Source organism: Luteibacter mycovicinus (assembly GCF_000745235.1).
GTDB classification, from domain to species: Bacteria; Pseudomonadota; Gammaproteobacteria; order Xanthomonadales; family Rhodanobacteraceae; genus Luteibacter; species Luteibacter mycovicinus.
In genome coordinates, this window is the sequence record NZ_JQNL01000001.1 from 3574357 (window position 1) to 3590105 (window position 15749).

Annotated in this window: 15 protein-coding genes; 6 read left to right on the plus strand and 9 right to left on the minus strand. The window is 61.3% G+C overall.

Annotated elements, in window-relative coordinates:
- Positions 1-14: 14 nt before the first annotated feature.
- From FA85_RS15755 to FA85_RS15775, 5 genes are all read right to left on the minus strand, one after another.
- The gene (locus tag FA85_RS15755) at positions 15-482 is read right to left on the minus strand and encodes a pilin (protein WP_036115092.1); all 468 of its coding nucleotides are present in this window, start codon (positions 480-482) and stop codon (positions 15-17) included.
- 303 nt (positions 483-785) lie between these two features.
- Positions 786-1226 (minus strand): pilin, encoded by a 441-nt coding sequence (locus FA85_RS15760; protein ID WP_036115089.1) that lies wholly within the window; start codon positions 1224-1226, stop codon positions 786-788.
- Positions 1227-1320: 94 nt separating this feature from the next.
- The gene (locus tag FA85_RS15765; protein WP_156108788.1) at positions 1321-2658 is read right to left on the minus strand and encodes a glycosyltransferase family 39 protein; all 1338 of its coding nucleotides are present in this window, start codon (positions 2656-2658) and stop codon (positions 1321-1323) included.
- Positions 2655-4046 (minus strand): dolichyl-phosphate-mannose--protein mannosyltransferase, encoded by a 1392-nt coding sequence (locus tag FA85_RS15770; protein ID WP_156108787.1) that lies wholly within the window; start codon positions 4044-4046, stop codon positions 2655-2657. The genes FA85_RS15765 and FA85_RS15770 overlap by 4 nt, the downstream gene beginning before the upstream one ends.
- 356 nt (positions 4047-4402) lie before the next feature.
- Positions 4403-4690, minus strand: a complete 288-nt coding sequence (locus tag FA85_RS15775) for a hypothetical protein (RefSeq protein WP_036115081.1) — start codon at positions 4688-4690, stop codon at positions 4403-4405.
- Between the two features lie 367 nt (positions 4691-5057).
- Between FA85_RS15775 and FA85_RS15780 the strand changes: the two genes are divergently transcribed.
- The 3 genes from FA85_RS15780 to FA85_RS15790 all read left to right on the plus strand — a co-directional run bounded on the left by FA85_RS15780 (position 5058) and on the right by FA85_RS15790 (position 8689).
- The gene (locus FA85_RS15780; RefSeq protein ID WP_036115079.1) at positions 5058-7151 is read left to right on the plus strand and encodes a S9 family peptidase; all 2094 of its coding nucleotides are present in this window, start codon (positions 5058-5060) and stop codon (positions 7149-7151) included.
- 60 nt (positions 7152-7211) lie between these two features.
- Positions 7212-7748: a hypothetical protein gene (locus FA85_RS15785; protein ID WP_036115076.1), complete on the plus strand. Its 537-nt coding sequence runs from the start codon at positions 7212-7214 to the stop codon at positions 7746-7748.
- A 665-nt stretch (positions 7749-8413) separates the two neighbouring features.
- On the plus strand, positions 8414-8689 hold the full coding sequence (locus FA85_RS15790) for a hypothetical protein (protein ID WP_036115072.1): 276 nt from the start codon (positions 8414-8416) through the stop codon (positions 8687-8689).
- Between the two features lie 579 nt (positions 8690-9268).
- Here FA85_RS15790 and FA85_RS15795 read toward each other — a convergent pair.
- A complete protein-coding gene (locus FA85_RS15795; RefSeq protein WP_156108786.1) occupies positions 9269-9409 on the minus strand; it encodes a hypothetical protein in 141 nt (46 codons plus the stop codon).
- A 539-nt stretch (positions 9410-9948) separates the two neighbouring features.
- Between FA85_RS15795 and FA85_RS15800 the strand changes: the two genes are divergently transcribed.
- Positions 9949-10383: a lysozyme inhibitor LprI family protein gene (locus tag FA85_RS15800; protein ID WP_051943885.1), complete on the plus strand. Its 435-nt coding sequence runs from the start codon at positions 9949-9951 to the stop codon at positions 10381-10383.
- A 27-nt stretch (positions 10384-10410) separates the two neighbouring features.
- The gene (locus FA85_RS21065) at positions 10411-11769 is read left to right on the plus strand and encodes a peptidoglycan-binding domain-containing protein (RefSeq protein ID WP_081907556.1); all 1359 of its coding nucleotides are present in this window, start codon (positions 10411-10413) and stop codon (positions 11767-11769) included.
- 109 nt (positions 11770-11878) lie between these two features.
- On the opposite strand, the gene FA85_RS15810 is transcribed toward FA85_RS21065, so the two are convergent.
- From FA85_RS15810 to FA85_RS15820, 3 genes are all read right to left on the minus strand, one after another.
- Positions 11879-12700: a hypothetical protein gene (locus tag FA85_RS15810; RefSeq protein WP_036115067.1), complete on the minus strand. Its 822-nt coding sequence runs from the start codon at positions 12698-12700 to the stop codon at positions 11879-11881.
- Between the two features lie 25 nt (positions 12701-12725).
- Positions 12726-13847, minus strand: a complete 1122-nt coding sequence (locus FA85_RS15815) for a hypothetical protein (RefSeq protein ID WP_036115063.1) — start codon at positions 13845-13847, stop codon at positions 12726-12728.
- 96 nt (positions 13848-13943) lie between these two features.
- A complete protein-coding gene (locus FA85_RS15820; protein WP_036115060.1) occupies positions 13944-14969 on the minus strand; it encodes a magnesium and cobalt transport protein CorA in 1026 nt (341 codons plus the stop codon).
- Between the two features lie 261 nt (positions 14970-15230).
- Between FA85_RS15820 and tssB the strand changes: the two genes are divergently transcribed.
- Positions 15231-15746 (plus strand): type VI secretion system contractile sheath small subunit, encoded by a 516-nt coding sequence (tssB, locus tag FA85_RS15825; RefSeq protein WP_036115058.1) that lies wholly within the window; start codon positions 15231-15233, stop codon positions 15744-15746.
- Positions 15747-15749: the final 3 nt, after the last annotated feature.

Sequence of the window (15749 nt, forward strand, 5' to 3'; positions counted from 1 at the left end):
TTGGGACTTACAACTTACGACGCGCGGCAAGCGGTCGGGAGGTAGGCTTCTGCGACGTTGGTCTTCTGGGCACCCTTCGCGGTCGACTTGCAATTCCAGGTGATCGTGCCACCCATGTCGGCCGGCGACAGCGAAACGTTCTTGCCATTGATCTTGTCGTTCGCTTCCTTGCCACCGGTGTTCGAGAACGTAGCGGTGATCACGCCGCTCGCAACGAGCGTGCTTGTAACGTACTTACCGCCGGTCGAAGCCGACTTGGCCGGCAGGCCAGCCGAAGCGCCGGAGAGCGGGAAGTGGCCCTTGTTGTTGTAGAACTCGGAGACGGCGGTCTTGGCGCCATCAGCGAGGTTCATGCCTTCCGACACCTGGGTGCGGATCAGGTAGTTCTGGTACTGCGGGATGGCGATGGCAGCCAGGATCGCGATGATGGCGACGACGATCATCAATTCGATGAGCGTGAAGCCCTTCTGGACGTTCTTCATGGAAATTCCTCGTTTGTGTTGACTAACCGAAAAAAGTGACGCCCCCTGAGCCCTAGCACCTCACCCGGTAACCCGGGCTCGAGCGCTCCCTCACTTGCTTTGGTCAGGAACGACCAGGAAGCTCGCCGCAAAGCGTGCATTGAACATGCCATTGCGTTCGCGACCGGCGCATTTCCTCATATTTGCCGGTGCCGGGATTGTGCAACGTGTCACGCTTGTGGAGCAACAAGAAAATTTCGAGTATTCAGTGAATTGCAGCAACCTACTAGGCTGACGTAGAAGGTCATAAGGTGACGCACAAGGTCAGGTTTTGCGGCAGGCTGTGGGCAGGTACTGGGCGTCGATAGTTCCCTTGCACGCCCAGGAGATGCTTCCGCCATTGGCAACGGGAGAAAGTAGCAAGTTCTTGTTTTTTAACTTATCGTTAGTCTCAGAGTTCGTGTAGCTGACCGTCACCAGCCCTCCACTGGAGACGAGAAGTCCCGAGACGTACTTCCCGGCCATTGAGCTGGACCGAGGCAAGCCGGCAGATTCGTTCGATTTCGGAAAGTCGCCTCTATTGGTCATGAACTCCCAGATTGCTGTCTTCGCACCCGAGGCGATCGTGAAGCCTTCCGAGGCCTGAACCCTGATCGTATAGGCCTGGTATTGCGGAATGGCGATGGCCGAAAGAATCGCGATGATCGCGACAACGATCATCAGCTCGATCAACGTAAAGCCGGCAGAGACGCGGCGGTGTCGCATCGTCAGAACTCCCCTGTGAATGCCAGCGGCCAGCACGTTTCATACCAGTGAGGGGACGCCGATCCGCGATGCAACTGATTCGTGACAGCCGTCGCTATTTCAACGTACGCGCGCGGACCCAGCGGGTGCTGGCTGCGATCGCATAGGCCGCCAGCGAGAACTCGAAGCCCCTCAGCGCGATGGAGTAGCGGGGTTCCGACTGGAGGACGGTGTAGACCGCCGTGGCGAAGAGAGGTGCCAGAGCGAAAGCCATCAGGTCTGCGCGTGCGCGGCGTGCGAGGCATGCAAATGCCGCCCCTGCCAAAGCCAGGACCCCGATCAGAGGGTTCAGAATGAAGCAGAGGATCTCCAGCGGAACAAGGAGGCCCCCTGGCTTGAACGGTGAGTCGCGTGTGGGGTAAACGTAGATGTCTCCCTGGCCTATCCGGATGTCCCAGCTCCACAGGAGCGTCGGCTTGGAAAGGTACCAGCGGAGGTACTTGCCGGGGTCCTCGCCCATCCGCTGACCGATCAGGCGCATACCTTCGCCGAGGTTGTTGCTCAGGGCCTGCATTTCGACGCCCTCGGCGGCGAGTGCAATGATGCTGTCGACGCTACCTTGCGCTGCCCGTTGATAGTCGTCGTGGTATGACGGCCACGACCCCTGCACGAGATTCATGACGATGCGGCTGCCCGAAGTGCTGGACGCAGGGATGAGCGTCGAGCGCACGCCCCAGGCTGCCGGTAGCACCAGTGACGCCAGGACGAATGCAAGGACGCATCGCCGGGTTTCCATGCGGCGCAGCGCGAATATCACGCCGATGACGGCAGCCACCGGGACCATGACTGCGTTAGTCAACGCGGCCAGACTCCAGAAGAACCCAGCGATGCACCATGAGGCTGTTGTCCGGCGGTGTGCCGCCTCGGCTGTTGCAAGCGCAGCGGCTGCGCACAGAGGCGCGAACAGGTTCTCCGAGAGAAGAAAGCTCGGGATCGTAACGCAGTGTGGCCAAATCGCCATGGCAACGGCCGCCATGGCGAGTGCCCACATCGGAAGCCAGCGTCGCGCGGTGAGCACGAGAAGGAAAACGGTCAGCGCACCGAGAGTCGCCTGCGTAAGCAGCATGGCGCCATACCAGGGCTCGAAGTCCGGAAAAACCAACATGCCCAGCGCCAGGAGGGCGGGGTAACCCGGATCGCGGAAGCTATTCGCCACTACCTCAGTGCTACCGGGGCGGCTGCTAGCGAAAACGCCGTGGTGCACCATGTTCCACGCATAGCGGTAGTACTCCACCGCATCGCCCGAGACGCGCGGCTGATCGACCGGCTGAAGTACGTGCGCGTGCAGCACGTAGTACGCGCGCAGGGCAAGCGCTATCAGGGCTCCAATTGCGGCGATCCATAGAGCGAGCCGGAACGAAGTGGACATTTTGGGATCTACGGCCGTGTTCAAGCTGCATTCTCTTCTTTAACGTTGTCGGTTGTCCCGCGCTTCCGGAAGCGGCTCACAATCCATGTTGCTCCGCCGGCAGCAAGTAGCATCTCGATGCCCCTGAAAGGAATGGAATAGCGGGGCTCGGACTGCAGCACGCTATATACAAGTGTGACGAATAGTGCGAGGCATGCACACGCGATGGCGAACGCGTTTCTTCGCTGTCCGATCAGGGCCACGGCGGCGCCGACGGCGGCCAGCAACATGATGAGGTTATTGAGGAGAAAGCACACTGTCTCGAGGGGGGCCAGTGGGCCGCCCCTTGCGAACGGTGAGTCAACGGTGTCATAGACGTAGATGTCGCCCTGGCCGATCTGTATATCCCAATCCCACAGCAGCCGGGGCTTGCCCAGATACCAGCGCAGGTATGGCCACGGCAATTGGCTCATACGATGTTGCATGAGCGAAAGGCCGGCCGCTGGATCCTTTCGCAACAGGTCCATCTCATATTGCATGCCTCGCAGCTGATCCTTGCTGTCCGCGTCGCCGATGATCGCGAGTTTGAAAGCTACGTGATACGTGGGCCACGAGCCCTGGACGAAGTTGGTAATGGCGCGGCTGGTCGCGCTATCGCCTGGTGGCAGGGTCAGCGAGCGCATTCCCCAGGAAAGTGGTAGGGCAAGGGACGCCAGCGCCAAGGCCATGGCCGCTTGCGTGCCAAGGGTCTTGCGGAGCCACAGGAACGCAGCCAGCAGGGAAGCAAAAGGAATAACCACTGCGTTAGTCAGCGCAGCCATGCCAAAGAGCAAACCGGCTACCGTAACTCGGGCCGCGCTCGGGCGTTTCGAAGCCCATGAAAGTGCCATCATGGCACACGCGCAGAGGAAGCCCAGCCACGTCTCGGACAGAAGGTAGAGCGTGATCGACACACTATGCGGCCATACGGCGATCAATACGGCGGCGATCACCAGCGCTGACCTTGGCAACCAGTCCCGGGCGGCCATAACGATGATGGAAACCGTCGCGGCGCCGAGCGATGCTTGAACGAGAAGCATCGCAGTGTAGAAGGTGGAAAAGTTTCTGGTGCATCCCATGACGATAGCCATGAGGGCGGGATACCCGGGGTCGCGGAAGCTGTTGGGGCTGGCGATCAGGCTCACTGACGATGCGCTGGAAAACACGTGCCGATGCAGGAGATTCCACGCGTACCGGTAGTACTGAATGGCGTCTCCACGCAACGAACTTTCGTCGACGGGCTGCAATACGTGCGCGTGCGTCACAAAGTAGCAGCGGAGCATCAGTGCCAGTAATCCGCTGACGCCAGCGATCAGCGCGGCAGACCAGAATGGAGTCACAGATTGCGCATCGCTTGTTGCTGTATTCACGGCTTCAGATGCCAGGCGATGCATGCGCCGGGTGCGCCGTTCATGCGATGGAACATGAGTTTCAGACCTCCGATGTGATCGTGAAAAAGCGGCAGCACCTCGTTGGCGATGGCATTGATCGTCTGTGCGCTGATGGGAGGGTTTAGGGCATACTGCGGGCTGGCAATTAATGGTCGGCCAAGAGCCTTGGACCAAATCGATCTCCGTGGTGCGGTCGGTTTTTTTTATCCAGGACGTAGGCGGGGGTGCTGGTCAGACGCGGCCTAAGGCCGCTTGTGAGGCCGGGGAGGCGAGTGGCCATCGGGGTAACGCATCCTGCGCCGCCAGCCTGTCGCATGTGAAGGGGCCCTGCACGTAGCGGGCGAGAGGTATCTCGATATTCATGGGTGCGACATCGTGTTTCCACGAGCCCGCCTGCGCAGATATACGCCAGCCGTCCCCACGGCTAGACAAGCCAGTGCGATTTCCGCCGTCCGAAACGGGATGGAGTAACGCGCGTCCGATTGAAGCACGCCATACGCCGCGGTTACCCATAACAGCGTGACCGCGAACGTGAGCATGGCCGCCGATGGCGCGCGTTGCCTGACCGCGATGATCACGCCGGCGAGCGTAAGCAGCGCCAGTACATCATTGGAGATATAGGCTGCTGCCTTGATGGCCTTCATCATTGGATTGACCATGAAGGGTGAGTTGCGCGTCGGGTATGCGTAGGTGTCACCTGCTCCCAGCGCGATTCCCCAACCCCAGAGGCGTGGGTGACGAAATACCAACGCACCAGGATCGACACCATGCCGGCAGTGAGCGCAATTGCTACGCCTGAGCGTAGGACCGGTAACCGGCCAGTCACGGCCGGGGCGGGATCGATGATTGCACGAGTCACTGCGCGTCCTTCCCTCTCCTCGCCCATGATGGCGAGGCCTTGAATCGGCGAGGATACGCGAAAGTTGGAAGTGGTGGCGATGGCTACCCCGACGCTTGCATAGCCTGCGGCGCCGCCGTACCGTCCTCGCCCACACGTTAAGGCAAGGGAACCCCATGAAACCACTCCTCGCCGCGCTGGCCCTCGCCCTCGCGTCCGGCCCCGTTCTGGCCGCCGACGCCGACAGCGCCGCCACGCACCCGTTCTCCATCCGCGACCTCGTCATGATGGACCGGGTGGGTGATCCGCAGCTCTCGCCGGATGGCCGCTATGCGCTCTTCACCGTGCGAGCCACGGACTACGCAGCGAACAAGGGTGTGACCTCAATCTACCTGATGGACCTCAATAAGCCGCCGCAGCCGGTCAAAGTGGTGGAGAGGGGCTCGTCGCCCCGCTGGGCGCCGGATGGCCAGTCCATCTATTACGCGACGCCAAAGGACGGCGTGGCCCAGGTTTTCCATCGTACCTTCGAGGCGGACAAGACCAGGGGTCTGGCCCTGACCGTCCGCGCCGGTGACGCCGTGACCGACGGTCCGCTGGACGTCGGCTCGTTCAAGCTGTCGCCCGATGGCACGAAGCTGCTGTTGAGTTACGAGGTCTTCACCGACTGCGCCGACCTGGCCTGCACCAAAGAGCGTCTGGATGGCCGGGAAAAGGACAAGTCCACTGGCACGGTCTACGACAAGCTGTTCGTCCGTCACTGGGATACCTGGGCCGATGGTCGCCGCAACCAGCTTTATATCGCTGATGCGTCGGCCCCCTCGCCGCCCTTGTTGCTCAGCCGCGGCATCGACGGCGAAGTGCCGAGCAAGCCGTTCGGTGGCGAGGATGAGTTCACCTTCTCGCCCGACGGCAAGACCGTCTACTTCGATGCCCGCATCGCCGGCACGACCGAGCCATGGTCGACCAACTTCGACGTCTACAGCGTTCCGGCTGATGGATCGGCCACGCCGACCAACCTGACGGCGGACAACCTCGCGTGGGACGCTAACCCGCTGGTGTCGCCGGACGGAAAGACGCTCTTCTATACAGCCATGAAGGATCCGGGCTCGGAAGCGGACCGCTTCGGTATCTGGGCGCTGGATATCGCCACGGGCGCGAAGCGCGAGATCGATCCGTCGTGGGACGCTTCGGCAAGCAGCCTGCAGATTTCGGCGGACGGCAAGACGCTTTACACGACGACCGACGACAAAGGCCAGCATCCGCTGTTCGCTGTGGACGTCGCGACCGGTAAGGCGACCATCCTGGTGACCGACGGTGCGGTGGGTGGCTTCTCTGCAGGCGCCAAGAAGATTCTGCTGACGCGCGACGACCTCAAGCGTCCGGCGGATCTGTACACCGCCGACCTCAAGGGGAAGGGCCTCAAGCAGGTATCGCACTTCAACGCCAAGCGCATCAAGGGCGCGCAGACCGGTGACTTCGAGTTCTTCACCTTCAAGGGCGCGAACAACGACAGCGTGCAGGGCTACGTGGTCAAGCCGGTCGGCTACAAGAAAGGCAAGACCTATCCGGTCGCCTTCATCATTCATGGCGGCCCGCAGGGCGCGATGACCAATAGCTGGAGCTATCGCTGGAACGCCCAGACTTATGCGGGGCAGGGCTTCGCGGTGGTGACGGTGAACTTCCACGGTTCAACCGGTTACGGCCAGGCCTTTACGAACGCGATCTCGGGCGACTGGGGCGGCAAGCCGCTGGAAGACCTGAAGCTCGGCTGGAGTGCCGCGCTGTCGAAGTACAGCTTCCTCGATGGCGATCGTGCCTGCGCTCTGGGCGCGAGCTACGGCGGTTACATGGTGTATTGGATCGCCGGTGTGTGGAACCAGCCCTGGAAGTGCCTCGTCGATCACGACGGCGTCTTCGATGCGCGTGCCATGTACTACGACACTGAAGAACTCTGGTTCGAAGAGAAAGAGAACGGCGGTACGCAGTTCGACCATCCGGAGAACTACGAGCGTTTCAACCCGATCAATCACGTGAAGGACTGGCGCGTGCCGATGCTGGTGATCCACGGCGGTAAGGACTTCCGCATTCCGGAAACGCAGGGACTGGGTGCGTTCACTGCACTGCAGCGTCGTGGCATTCCGAGCAAGCTGTTGCACTTCCCGGATGAGAACCATTGGGTGGTGAAGCCGCAGAACAGTGTTCAGTGGCATGAGACGGTGAATGCGTGGTTGAAGGAGTGGACGGCTCCCGGGGCTGGCGCGAAGTAAGCGTAATCATTGAGCGGCGGCCCTAGGGTCGCCGTTCTTTCATGGACGAGGAGGTGGTGTATGAGGGGCCGGGGCAATGAGCGTATTTTTTCGACGCCGGATAAGCGTGTCTTCCAGGCATGCGGGATAGTGCTGCTCGTCGGGGCGCTCGCGGTGGCTGTATCGCAGATCCGGCCGGCTGACGACTGGATTCATATCCTTGGCACCTTGTCGATCGCCGTCGGTTCTGTGGCGGCCTTCGGCATTTTGCCGACGCTTATGACCCGGGACCTCGTGCTGACAGCCGACGGTGTGGCGCGGTCGTGCCTCGGGATTCGTACTGGCTTTGTGCGATGGGAGGAGATCACTAGCGTCCGGGTCCGGGATGTGAGCGCCAGGGGATGGGTGATCCGCTATTACGGGATTTATATCGAGAACAGGGATCGGTGCGCGCGGTTGAACCTTACCAGTGAGCACGAAGGCATTGAAGAACTGCTTGCGATCCTGGGCGCCGAAGCCGCCAAGAGGGATATCCCGATCTTCATTCGGAAGATGGGCTGGCCGGTATCGGTGCTGCATATTCCGTTGCCTGATGAAGATCCGCGGAGTATGTGGTGATGCTTTGCTGTTTTGTCGTATTGCTCCCGATGCTGGGAAGCCATCATTGAGATGCTGATCGACGTAACATTCTCCTGGTGAATTTGCTTTTGCGCATCGGCGGTCTCTTTGTGGGAGATTACCCTTGTCCGTGATTGGATCTCGTGGGATGCAGCGGTGGCCGGTCGCCCTACAGACAACCGCAAGTTGTTTTGCTACGGTCTCCCCGTTGCCTGCGTCGTCGCTATCCCAGCCTCGCAGGCAACCATCGCTCCAAGCGGTGAAAAGCGCGAGCCAAGGGTGCGCCAACACCCAAGGCCCGCTGACCACAAATAACTTCGAAGGAGTCGATCTGTGGCTACCCACGATCATACGGTAAACGCTCGCCCGCCGAATCCCGCTGGCGGCAACCCCACCGGTAACCGGACCGTCTGCCGATCTCGCAGACACGGTTGAATAACCGCGGCGCCAGCCGTTTTCTGAGTATTTTCTCTGCCGTCCTACCCGGCGCGTAGTCATGTGGATGCTCGGAACGTCAGCCGCCGCGACACACTTCGTCAATCACGCCATCCGGTGCCCGGTCTCGGGCAGCCGGTGAATCCGCGAATCCGTCTGATCCGCGGCACGTCGTGTTGTGCACGGCGTGCCGCACCTGAAGGAAAGCGGCGACCATCAAGGAGATCGCGATGTCGGAATCGAACACGCACAGGAGCGGGAGCGGCCTCATCTATCACGCCGACCCGGAGGCGACGGCGCATGACCTCATGAACGAGGCCACCGAGTGGCTACAGTACGCACGGGGCCTTACCGGCTTGCTATCGGACCTGATCCACGAGGCCGATGCCGTGGACTGCCAGCGCATGGCGCTTGGTCTGGAAGCCGTCGGAGCGCTGATGCACATGGGGATCCAGTGCACCGCTCAGGCACACGTCCGGATGTGCTGGGAGCGGGACAGGATCTGATGTATCACGGGCGAGCGTCGAGCTGGGGATGACTGGTGGTGAAAGGCCGTCGCACCGTCGGAGGTCATTGGTTACTTGGATTACTTTCCTCGCCTCAAAGCGTCTGAAGAAACGCCTTCAAATCCCCACGCTCCCGCGCAGTCAGTTCGATTCGGTACCCCGTATTGAGCGCGCGAATAGACCTCCCGGTCCACGGCATCATCCAGTGTTCTGACGCTTACGTCGTGCATGTGCGGTGTCGTTAGGCGAACCTCGCGAAGAGACGGCATGGCAAAGGATTTCAGGTGAGCCACTTTATGGCTTACCGCGAAATGCCCAAGTTCCGCCTCGTTTGCATGCGTCGCAACGCGATCGCCCAGTGCATTCCCTGAGAGACTATGATCAAGCACCCCCTGGGTGAGAGCGGGAAGGGTGAGCGCGATATCGTCCATGCTGACGCCCGATCGATTGGAACAGATCGTCTGTCAGGCGTGCGTCCGACAGTTTATGGCACGTGCAACATTGGCTCTTGCCGGCGAAGAGCCGCATGCCGAGCTTTTCCGTTCGTCGATCGCGGTTGTTTCGCCCCGCGTGAATCGCTCAAGCCGGGTTGGCGCCATCGGCAATCCGCGCAGGGCAGGCCGTCACCCCTGCGGAAATCTGCTGGGCGAGCTTCTCGGTCGGTACGCCCGACGGCATCCACGGCGAGTAGTCGCTGAGGAATGCGACTTTTGAAGCCACGTCGGCCCGATCAAGCAGGCCCATCTCCACCGGGCTGCTGAAAGGATTTATCACCGCGTCTTCGAGCTTGTCTCAGTGCGGCGTCTCCCCGTTAGCGGCAATCCATCGGTCACCGCACGGTCTGTCGGTATCGCAATTGCGGCTGAATGACCTGCACACCTGACGTTCGCTGAGTATTTTCTGTGTCATCCTGTGCGGCGTGTAGCGATGCGGACGCTCCGAGCGCACGAATACCAGCGCTGCATCACCGGCCTGCTGTCGCCCTGATTTGAAACAGCCTGCGCCATGGACTGCTAGTGTGTGTCACTCGGTCTGTAAGCCATTGGTGCGCCGATCCACATGGTGATTCGTGCACTACGCAAGCACATATCCGGACGTGCGCTGAGCGAGGAGGGCAGTGGGCGGACATCTTCGGTCCATCTTACGGAGCTGTCGCTCCGCTTGAGATTGACGTGCCCGTGCGACACACTTACAGAGCGGGCACGAACCCGCGGTGTGGGCGCTAGTCTACTTATCGCTATTCGCCAGGAAATCAGGATATGCACCAGGGCACCAGGGTTTGGACGTCTGTCGCGCTCGGTATGCTGTTTATGTCGGATAGCGCTCGTTCGCAGATGACCCTGCCTCCCGACCCCACTCTCGTTGCTCGGAATGCGGAGCTCCGGCTTCGCCCGTCGTATCAACAGTGTATCGACGCCAGCATGGCTGCCACTCCGTTACTTTTGGAATGCAGTTCGAACGAATTTGCCTTTCAGGATGGGCGGCTGAATGATGCGTACAAGAAGCTACGCGCGTCACTCAACGAGCAGCAGCGGCTGAAGCTCAGGGATGAAGAGCGAGAATGGCTTGCAGGGAAGAAGATTCAATGTTCCAGCGGCGAGGAGCCCGGGCAAGGTGACCTGATAGTCTCGGCGACATGTGAGGTCGTGGAGACGGCGAAACGGGCTAACGAGCTAATCAATCGTTTGAAGTAGCAGAGCCGATTCAACAAGGAGATAGCAATGACGGACCAAAAAGCATGGCAGCTTGGCCATACCTCCTCCATCTTCGAATCTGGAAGTGCCGGACCCGGTACCGTGTCAAGTGGCGCCGGCGATCACGGGGGAGTTTCATATGGAACGTACCAATTATCTAGTAAGGCAGGTACGGCAGCAGAGTATGTGGCGCAATCGCGTTACGCAGATCGGTTCAAGGGTTTGACGCCCGGAACACCCGAATTTGGCGTTGCATGGGGACGAGTGGCGGCAGACGAACCCGGTTTCGGCGGCGATCAGCACGATTTCATCAGGCGCACACACTATGACCCGCGAATGGGAGATCTCCTTTCCATAGGTATTGATGTGAACGCCCGCGGGGCCGCCGTGCAAGACATGGTCTGGAGTACGGCGGTTCAGTACCGCGGCCTGACGGCGAGCAAAATTCAACGCGGACTGAAGGAGCGCTTTGGAGAAAGTTACGACGCGTCGAAACTGTCCGATCAGGACATTGTGGATGCGGTACAAGAATCGAAGCTTCGACATGTCGCCACCGATTTTCGTGGTTCAGCGCAAAACCTTCCGGGTCTGGAAACGCGAATTGCTACGGAGCGCTTAGCGCTTGCGCACTTCGCCATAAGCGGGATGCCAGCGAGCTCTGCTGAAATGAACGCGTACTGGCATGCGTCCGCTCCGCTGGCACAGGGGGCATCCGGTCCAGGTGTTACAGAACTGCAGACCAGGCTGCGCGACCTTGGCTACCACCGAAACGATGGTGCGGCTGTCGTCGCCGACGGTAGCTATGGCCCATCGACGCGTGAGGCAGTGCAGAGCTTTCAACGGACGGTTGGTCTTCCTGCCAGCGGGAACGCTGGTGCGCTGACTCAGCTGCTTCTGAAGGATCAGGAGCAAGCTCGCAACAACGCGATCGAGGCCGTGTCGCAGGCCAATACCCGGAGTCCTGTGTGCCGCCTGGATGACTCTGCACACCCGGATAATGCGAGCTTCCTGCGCACCCGTGCATTGGTCCACGATCTGGATCGAGGTTACGGCCGTGAGCCGGATCAGCGAAGCGACAACCTGGCCGCGTCGCTGATTGTCCGTGCACGAGACGCTGGCCTGGCTCGCGTCGACAAGATAGCGCTGAGTGACGATTGCAGTCGGCTGTGGGGCGTCGAACGCATGCCTGGAGCGCGAGACGCGCTTTTCGATAAATGCACGAGCGTTCCTGTAATAGAGGCGATGAACACGACGATCCTGCAGGCATCACTTCAATGGCCTGAAGCCATGCGATCTTTTGAGCAACAGCAACAACCATCGCGGGCTCAAAGCCAGCAGCATGACATACAGCAAGCGCAGGTTCCGAATAGCGCTCCGACTCGCTGACGTCCCTGATATTCAAAGAGGACGGTTTCGGCGCGGAGGCGATCTAAATCCGGACTGAGATGCTTCAGGGCCGCCGCACCGGGGTGTGGCGGCCCGTTAGAACCGCAGGTCACATCCGCGGACAAAAATTATCCGCAATCTTCCCCGCCCGCTCGTTCTCCACCCGCAGATGAAAGTCCCGCAACATCCGGTTCTTCGTCATCTGAAACAACCGCACATCCCCGGTCGCTCCCGGCTCATACGCCGGCAGATGAATCACATGGATATTCACGTGATAAGCATCCGAGAAAATCTGAAACGCCTTCCGGCAAGCCTGACATGGCGGCTGTGACACCCAGGCCGCGATAACCCCGCCCCGTGGGATGTTCCCCGCCAGAATATCGCGCTCGATCGTGCGCAACGCGCGCATCTCCGCGTCATACCCACGCCCTAGACGGGCGGTCGAGTCACCCGCCATCGACTCCTCGAGAATGGAGTGCTCGCCGTCGGGAATGCGCGCATACACGTTCGGATTCACATCGGAGTAGTACTGGGCCCAGTCCGGCATATCGAAGCTCGGTACCGGTACGCCCGTCTCGCGCGGCAGGGCCGCCGCGGCCACGCGCCCGGACAGACCGTGATAAAGCGTCGTGCGTGGGCGCCCCGTGCTGTCGATCCACCTGTACTTCACCTGCGCCGCGGTGGCCTTGGCCCATTCCATGCGGAACCCGGTGTAGGCGCGCTCCGTGGTGGTCGCCGGCCCGTGTGCCGCCGCATAGCGCTGCGCACCGCGAAGGTGGTACTTGAACGTGCTGACCAGATTTTCCTTCGCGGCGAGCATCGCCTCGGGGGATGTCACTTCGATGTACTTCACCGTTCCCGCGACAGTGATGGACGAGGTAAGAAGCAAGGCGACGGCGGCAGCCGCGCGAAATAAGCGAAACGATGTCATAAGTAAGTCATCCATGATGGAAGATTCAGAAGCGGCGGCAGAGAAGTCCGGACGAGCGCTCCTGGAGCGCGAGGGCTTCCTCCTCTTCGATCTCACCGGAGGCGGCGAGATCTTCCGCGGCCAGGGTCTCGACGAATTCCGCGGCGGCAAGGACGTCCAGCACGATACCGAACGGGACGAGGAGGGCGAGCACGTTCGCCAGCGGCGACTTCTCCGGCTGGCGTTCGCGGACCAGGCCGGCCTGCCGGCGAAATTCCTCGTTGTACCAGGCGTAGACCGCGCGGTCGCTCGCGTCGACGAAGCACACCGGGCCCTGCGTGGGGTCGAGGCTCGCGACGCCTTCGCGATAGCGGAAGGTCTCCGTGCAGGGCGGCGCGACATACGACTGATTGTCACGATACGCGGCGGCGACGCGCGCGATGCGGAACGGCGTACCGATCTCGCGCAGGCCGCGAAACGATGGCCGGGCGACGGTGTGTCGGTTCACTTCGCTCTCGAGGACGTCGCGTAGATACTGCGCGTCATAGGCATCGAGTGAGCCGCCAGCCGGGGTGGCCATGAAGCGTTCGAGCACGTCGGGCTCGACGTTGCGGACCTCCCGCTGGTCGACCGGTGTCCCGGCGATGCGTTCGCGCAGAATCTGCGCCGCCACGGCGTACTTGGCGGCAAAGGTGCTGTGTGCGCTGCCGAAGATCGTGAGCGACTGGTTGAAAATGTCCGACTCGACGCCCGCCTTGATCGCGCTCAGGGCCGAATGTTCGGACCCGTAGCCGGGGAAGGCGTGGGGCAGGCCCACGTGCTCGGGGTGCGCCTTCGTGAAGCCCAGGTCCCATTGCAGAATCTCCCACGCCTGCTGCCAGTACAAAGGTCGGCCCGGGCGATCGAGCCGTGCCGCGGCGGCGGCGAAGGCGGGATCGACCTGGGCGGCGTCGAAGGCGGCCGGCTCGGTATAAGCGTGTGAGGGCAGGTGGCTCGGGCGGAGCAGGCGCTCTTTCCAGTACGCGTCGTTGAAGCCGGCATCGTAGGCCTCAGCGGGCGTGTGGCGCTCCGCGAGATAGGCCTTGAGGAAATCGACCGGGGGAAGGTCGGCGGCCACGGCCGGCAAAGGGAGCAGGGCGAGGGCCAGGAGTTTGGAATTGAGGTGCATGGCATCCGTGTCGGGGGCGTCCCTTCATTGGGACGGGCGACATTGGATCGGATATGCCCTGGACGGTCTGTCGGTGAAAGGGGGTGAAGCGTGTGGTCAGAACCACTTGTTCCGTTTCAGCGCGATGAAGATGCCGCCGACGATGCACGCGACCAGACAGGTGATGGCGGGGTACGCCCAGGGCTTATCGAGCTCCGGCATGTGCGTGAAGTTCATGCCGTACCAGCTGGTGATCAGCGTCGGCGCGGCGAGCATGGCCGCCCAGCCGGCGAGCTTTTTCATCACCTCGTTCTGACCGAAGGTCACCAGCGCCAGGTTGACGCTGATGGCGGCCCCGAGCATTTCCCGCATCGCCGAAATCGACTCGTTTACGCGGAACACGTGATCGTAGATATCGCGGAAGTACGCCCGCAGGTCGTCGTGGATCAGGTGCGGATGCAGGCGTACCAGCTGCGCGACGATGTCCTGCAACGGTACGACCGCCAGCCTCAGCGTCATCAGTTCGCGCTGCATGTCGTACAGGCGCTTGATGGTCTGCCGGTTGTACGTCTCGGCGAAGATATCGTTTTCCAGCTCGTGCAGCTCTTCCCGGAAGTCGCGCACGATCGGCAGGAAGTTGTCGACGATGAAGTCGAGCACCGAATACAGCGCGTAGCTCGGGCCCATGCGCAGCAGCTCGGGCGACTGCTCGCACGTGCGGCGTGCCGGTGCATACGACAGCGACGCCCCATGCCGCACCGTCACGAAGTACCTCTGCCCGACGAAGATCTGCGTTTCGCCGAAGGCGATGTTGCCGCCGACCAGCTGCGCGGTCTGCGCGACGATAAAGAGCGAGTCGCCGTACGTCTCGATCTTGGTGCGCTGGTGGGCCAGCTGCGCGTCCTCGATGGCGAGGTCGTGCAGGTTGAATTCCTCCTGCAACTTCAGCAGCAGGGTTTCATCGGGTTCGTGCAGTCCGACCCAGACGAAGGTGTCCGGTTCCTTGAGGACATCGCTGATGGCTTCGATGCTGATGTCACCGATACGGCGGCCATCGGTGCGGTAAGCGACGCAGTTGACCACCATGCCGCCCGAGGGGACGTAGGTGGGCGCGGATTCGGGAAGGATCGAGACGGAAGCCATGGCGGGCATGATGCCGGGCCGGATGTGACGCGGCAATCGCGACCCGGCGATCCACCGAAAAAGCGCAGGGACTTGCGGCTCAACGCCCCGTGAGCCGTGCAAAAAGTTCCTCCCGGGGCCATCACCTGTGCTTATGCCACCCATAACGAGCAACGATTTCAGCGAAATCCGGGGCTGGCCGACAATGACCCTTCGATTGATGGCATGAAATACAGCCGTCATGTTCATTCATTGCGTCTATTGAAGCCGTAGGAAACCACGATGGCCAAATCGAGCAGCCAGAAGTTCATCGCGCGCAATCGCGCCCCGCGCGTGCAGATCGAATACGACGTCGAGCTTTATGGCGCCCAGAAGAAGGTGAGCATTCCCTTCGTCATGGGGGTGATGACCGACCTGTCGGGTGCCAGCGCGGGCGACCTGCCTCCGGTGGAAGAGCGCAAGGCGCTGGAGATCGACGTCGACAACTTCAATGACCGTCTCGAGTCGACGCGTCCGACCGTTTCCTTCGATGTGCCCAACACGCTGACCGGCGAAGGCAACCTGGCCATCGAGATGCGCTTCAGCCATCTCGACGACTTCTCGCCGGCCGCCATCGCGCGCAACGTCGAACCGCTCGCGAAGCTGCTCGAGGCGCGGATGCAGCTGGCCAACCTGGGCACCTACCTCGACGGCAAGCTCGGTGCCGAGCGGCTGATCGCCCAGGCGATCCAGGATCCGGCGTTGCTCGCGGCCCTTGCCGCGAACCGTCCGGCCACTAACGACGCCAAGGAGGACTGACCG

Excerpts from the sequence above, each read along its gene's own strand:
- FA85_RS15755 (WP_036115092.1), bottom strand. The coding sequence starts at position 482 with ATGAAGAACGTCCAGAAGGGCTTCACGCTCATCGAATTGATGATCGTC.
- FA85_RS15760 (WP_036115089.1), bottom strand. The coding sequence starts at position 1,226 with ATGCGACACCGCCGCGTCTCTGCCGGCTTTACGTTGATCGAGCTGATG.
- FA85_RS15770 (WP_156108787.1), bottom strand. The coding sequence starts at position 4,046 with ATGCATCGCCTGGCATCTGAAGCCGTGAATACAGCAACAAGCGATGCG.
- FA85_RS15775 (WP_036115081.1), bottom strand. The coding sequence starts at position 4,690 with ATGATGAAGGCCATCAAGGCAGCAGCCTATATCTCCAATGATGTACTG.
- FA85_RS15780 (WP_036115079.1), top strand. The coding sequence starts at position 5,058 with ATGAAACCACTCCTCGCCGCGCTGGCCCTCGCCCTCGCGTCCGGCCCC.
- FA85_RS15785 (WP_036115076.1), top strand. The coding sequence starts at position 7,212 with ATGAGGGGCCGGGGCAATGAGCGTATTTTTTCGACGCCGGATAAGCGT.
- FA85_RS15790 (WP_036115072.1), top strand. The coding sequence starts at position 8,414 with ATGTCGGAATCGAACACGCACAGGAGCGGGAGCGGCCTCATCTATCAC.
- FA85_RS15800 (WP_051943885.1), top strand. The coding sequence starts at position 9,949 with ATGCACCAGGGCACCAGGGTTTGGACGTCTGTCGCGCTCGGTATGCTG.
- FA85_RS21065 (WP_081907556.1), top strand. The coding sequence starts at position 10,411 with ATGACGGACCAAAAAGCATGGCAGCTTGGCCATACCTCCTCCATCTTC.
- FA85_RS15810 (WP_036115067.1), bottom strand. The coding sequence starts at position 12,700 with ATGACATCGTTTCGCTTATTTCGCGCGGCTGCCGCCGTCGCCTTGCTT.
- FA85_RS15815 (WP_036115063.1), bottom strand. The coding sequence starts at position 13,847 with ATGCACCTCAATTCCAAACTCCTGGCCCTCGCCCTGCTCCCTTTGCCG.
- FA85_RS15820 (WP_036115060.1), bottom strand. The coding sequence starts at position 14,969 with ATGGCTTCCGTCTCGATCCTTCCCGAATCCGCGCCCACCTACGTCCCC.
- tssB (WP_036115058.1), top strand. The coding sequence starts at position 15,231 with ATGGCCAAATCGAGCAGCCAGAAGTTCATCGCGCGCAATCGCGCCCCG.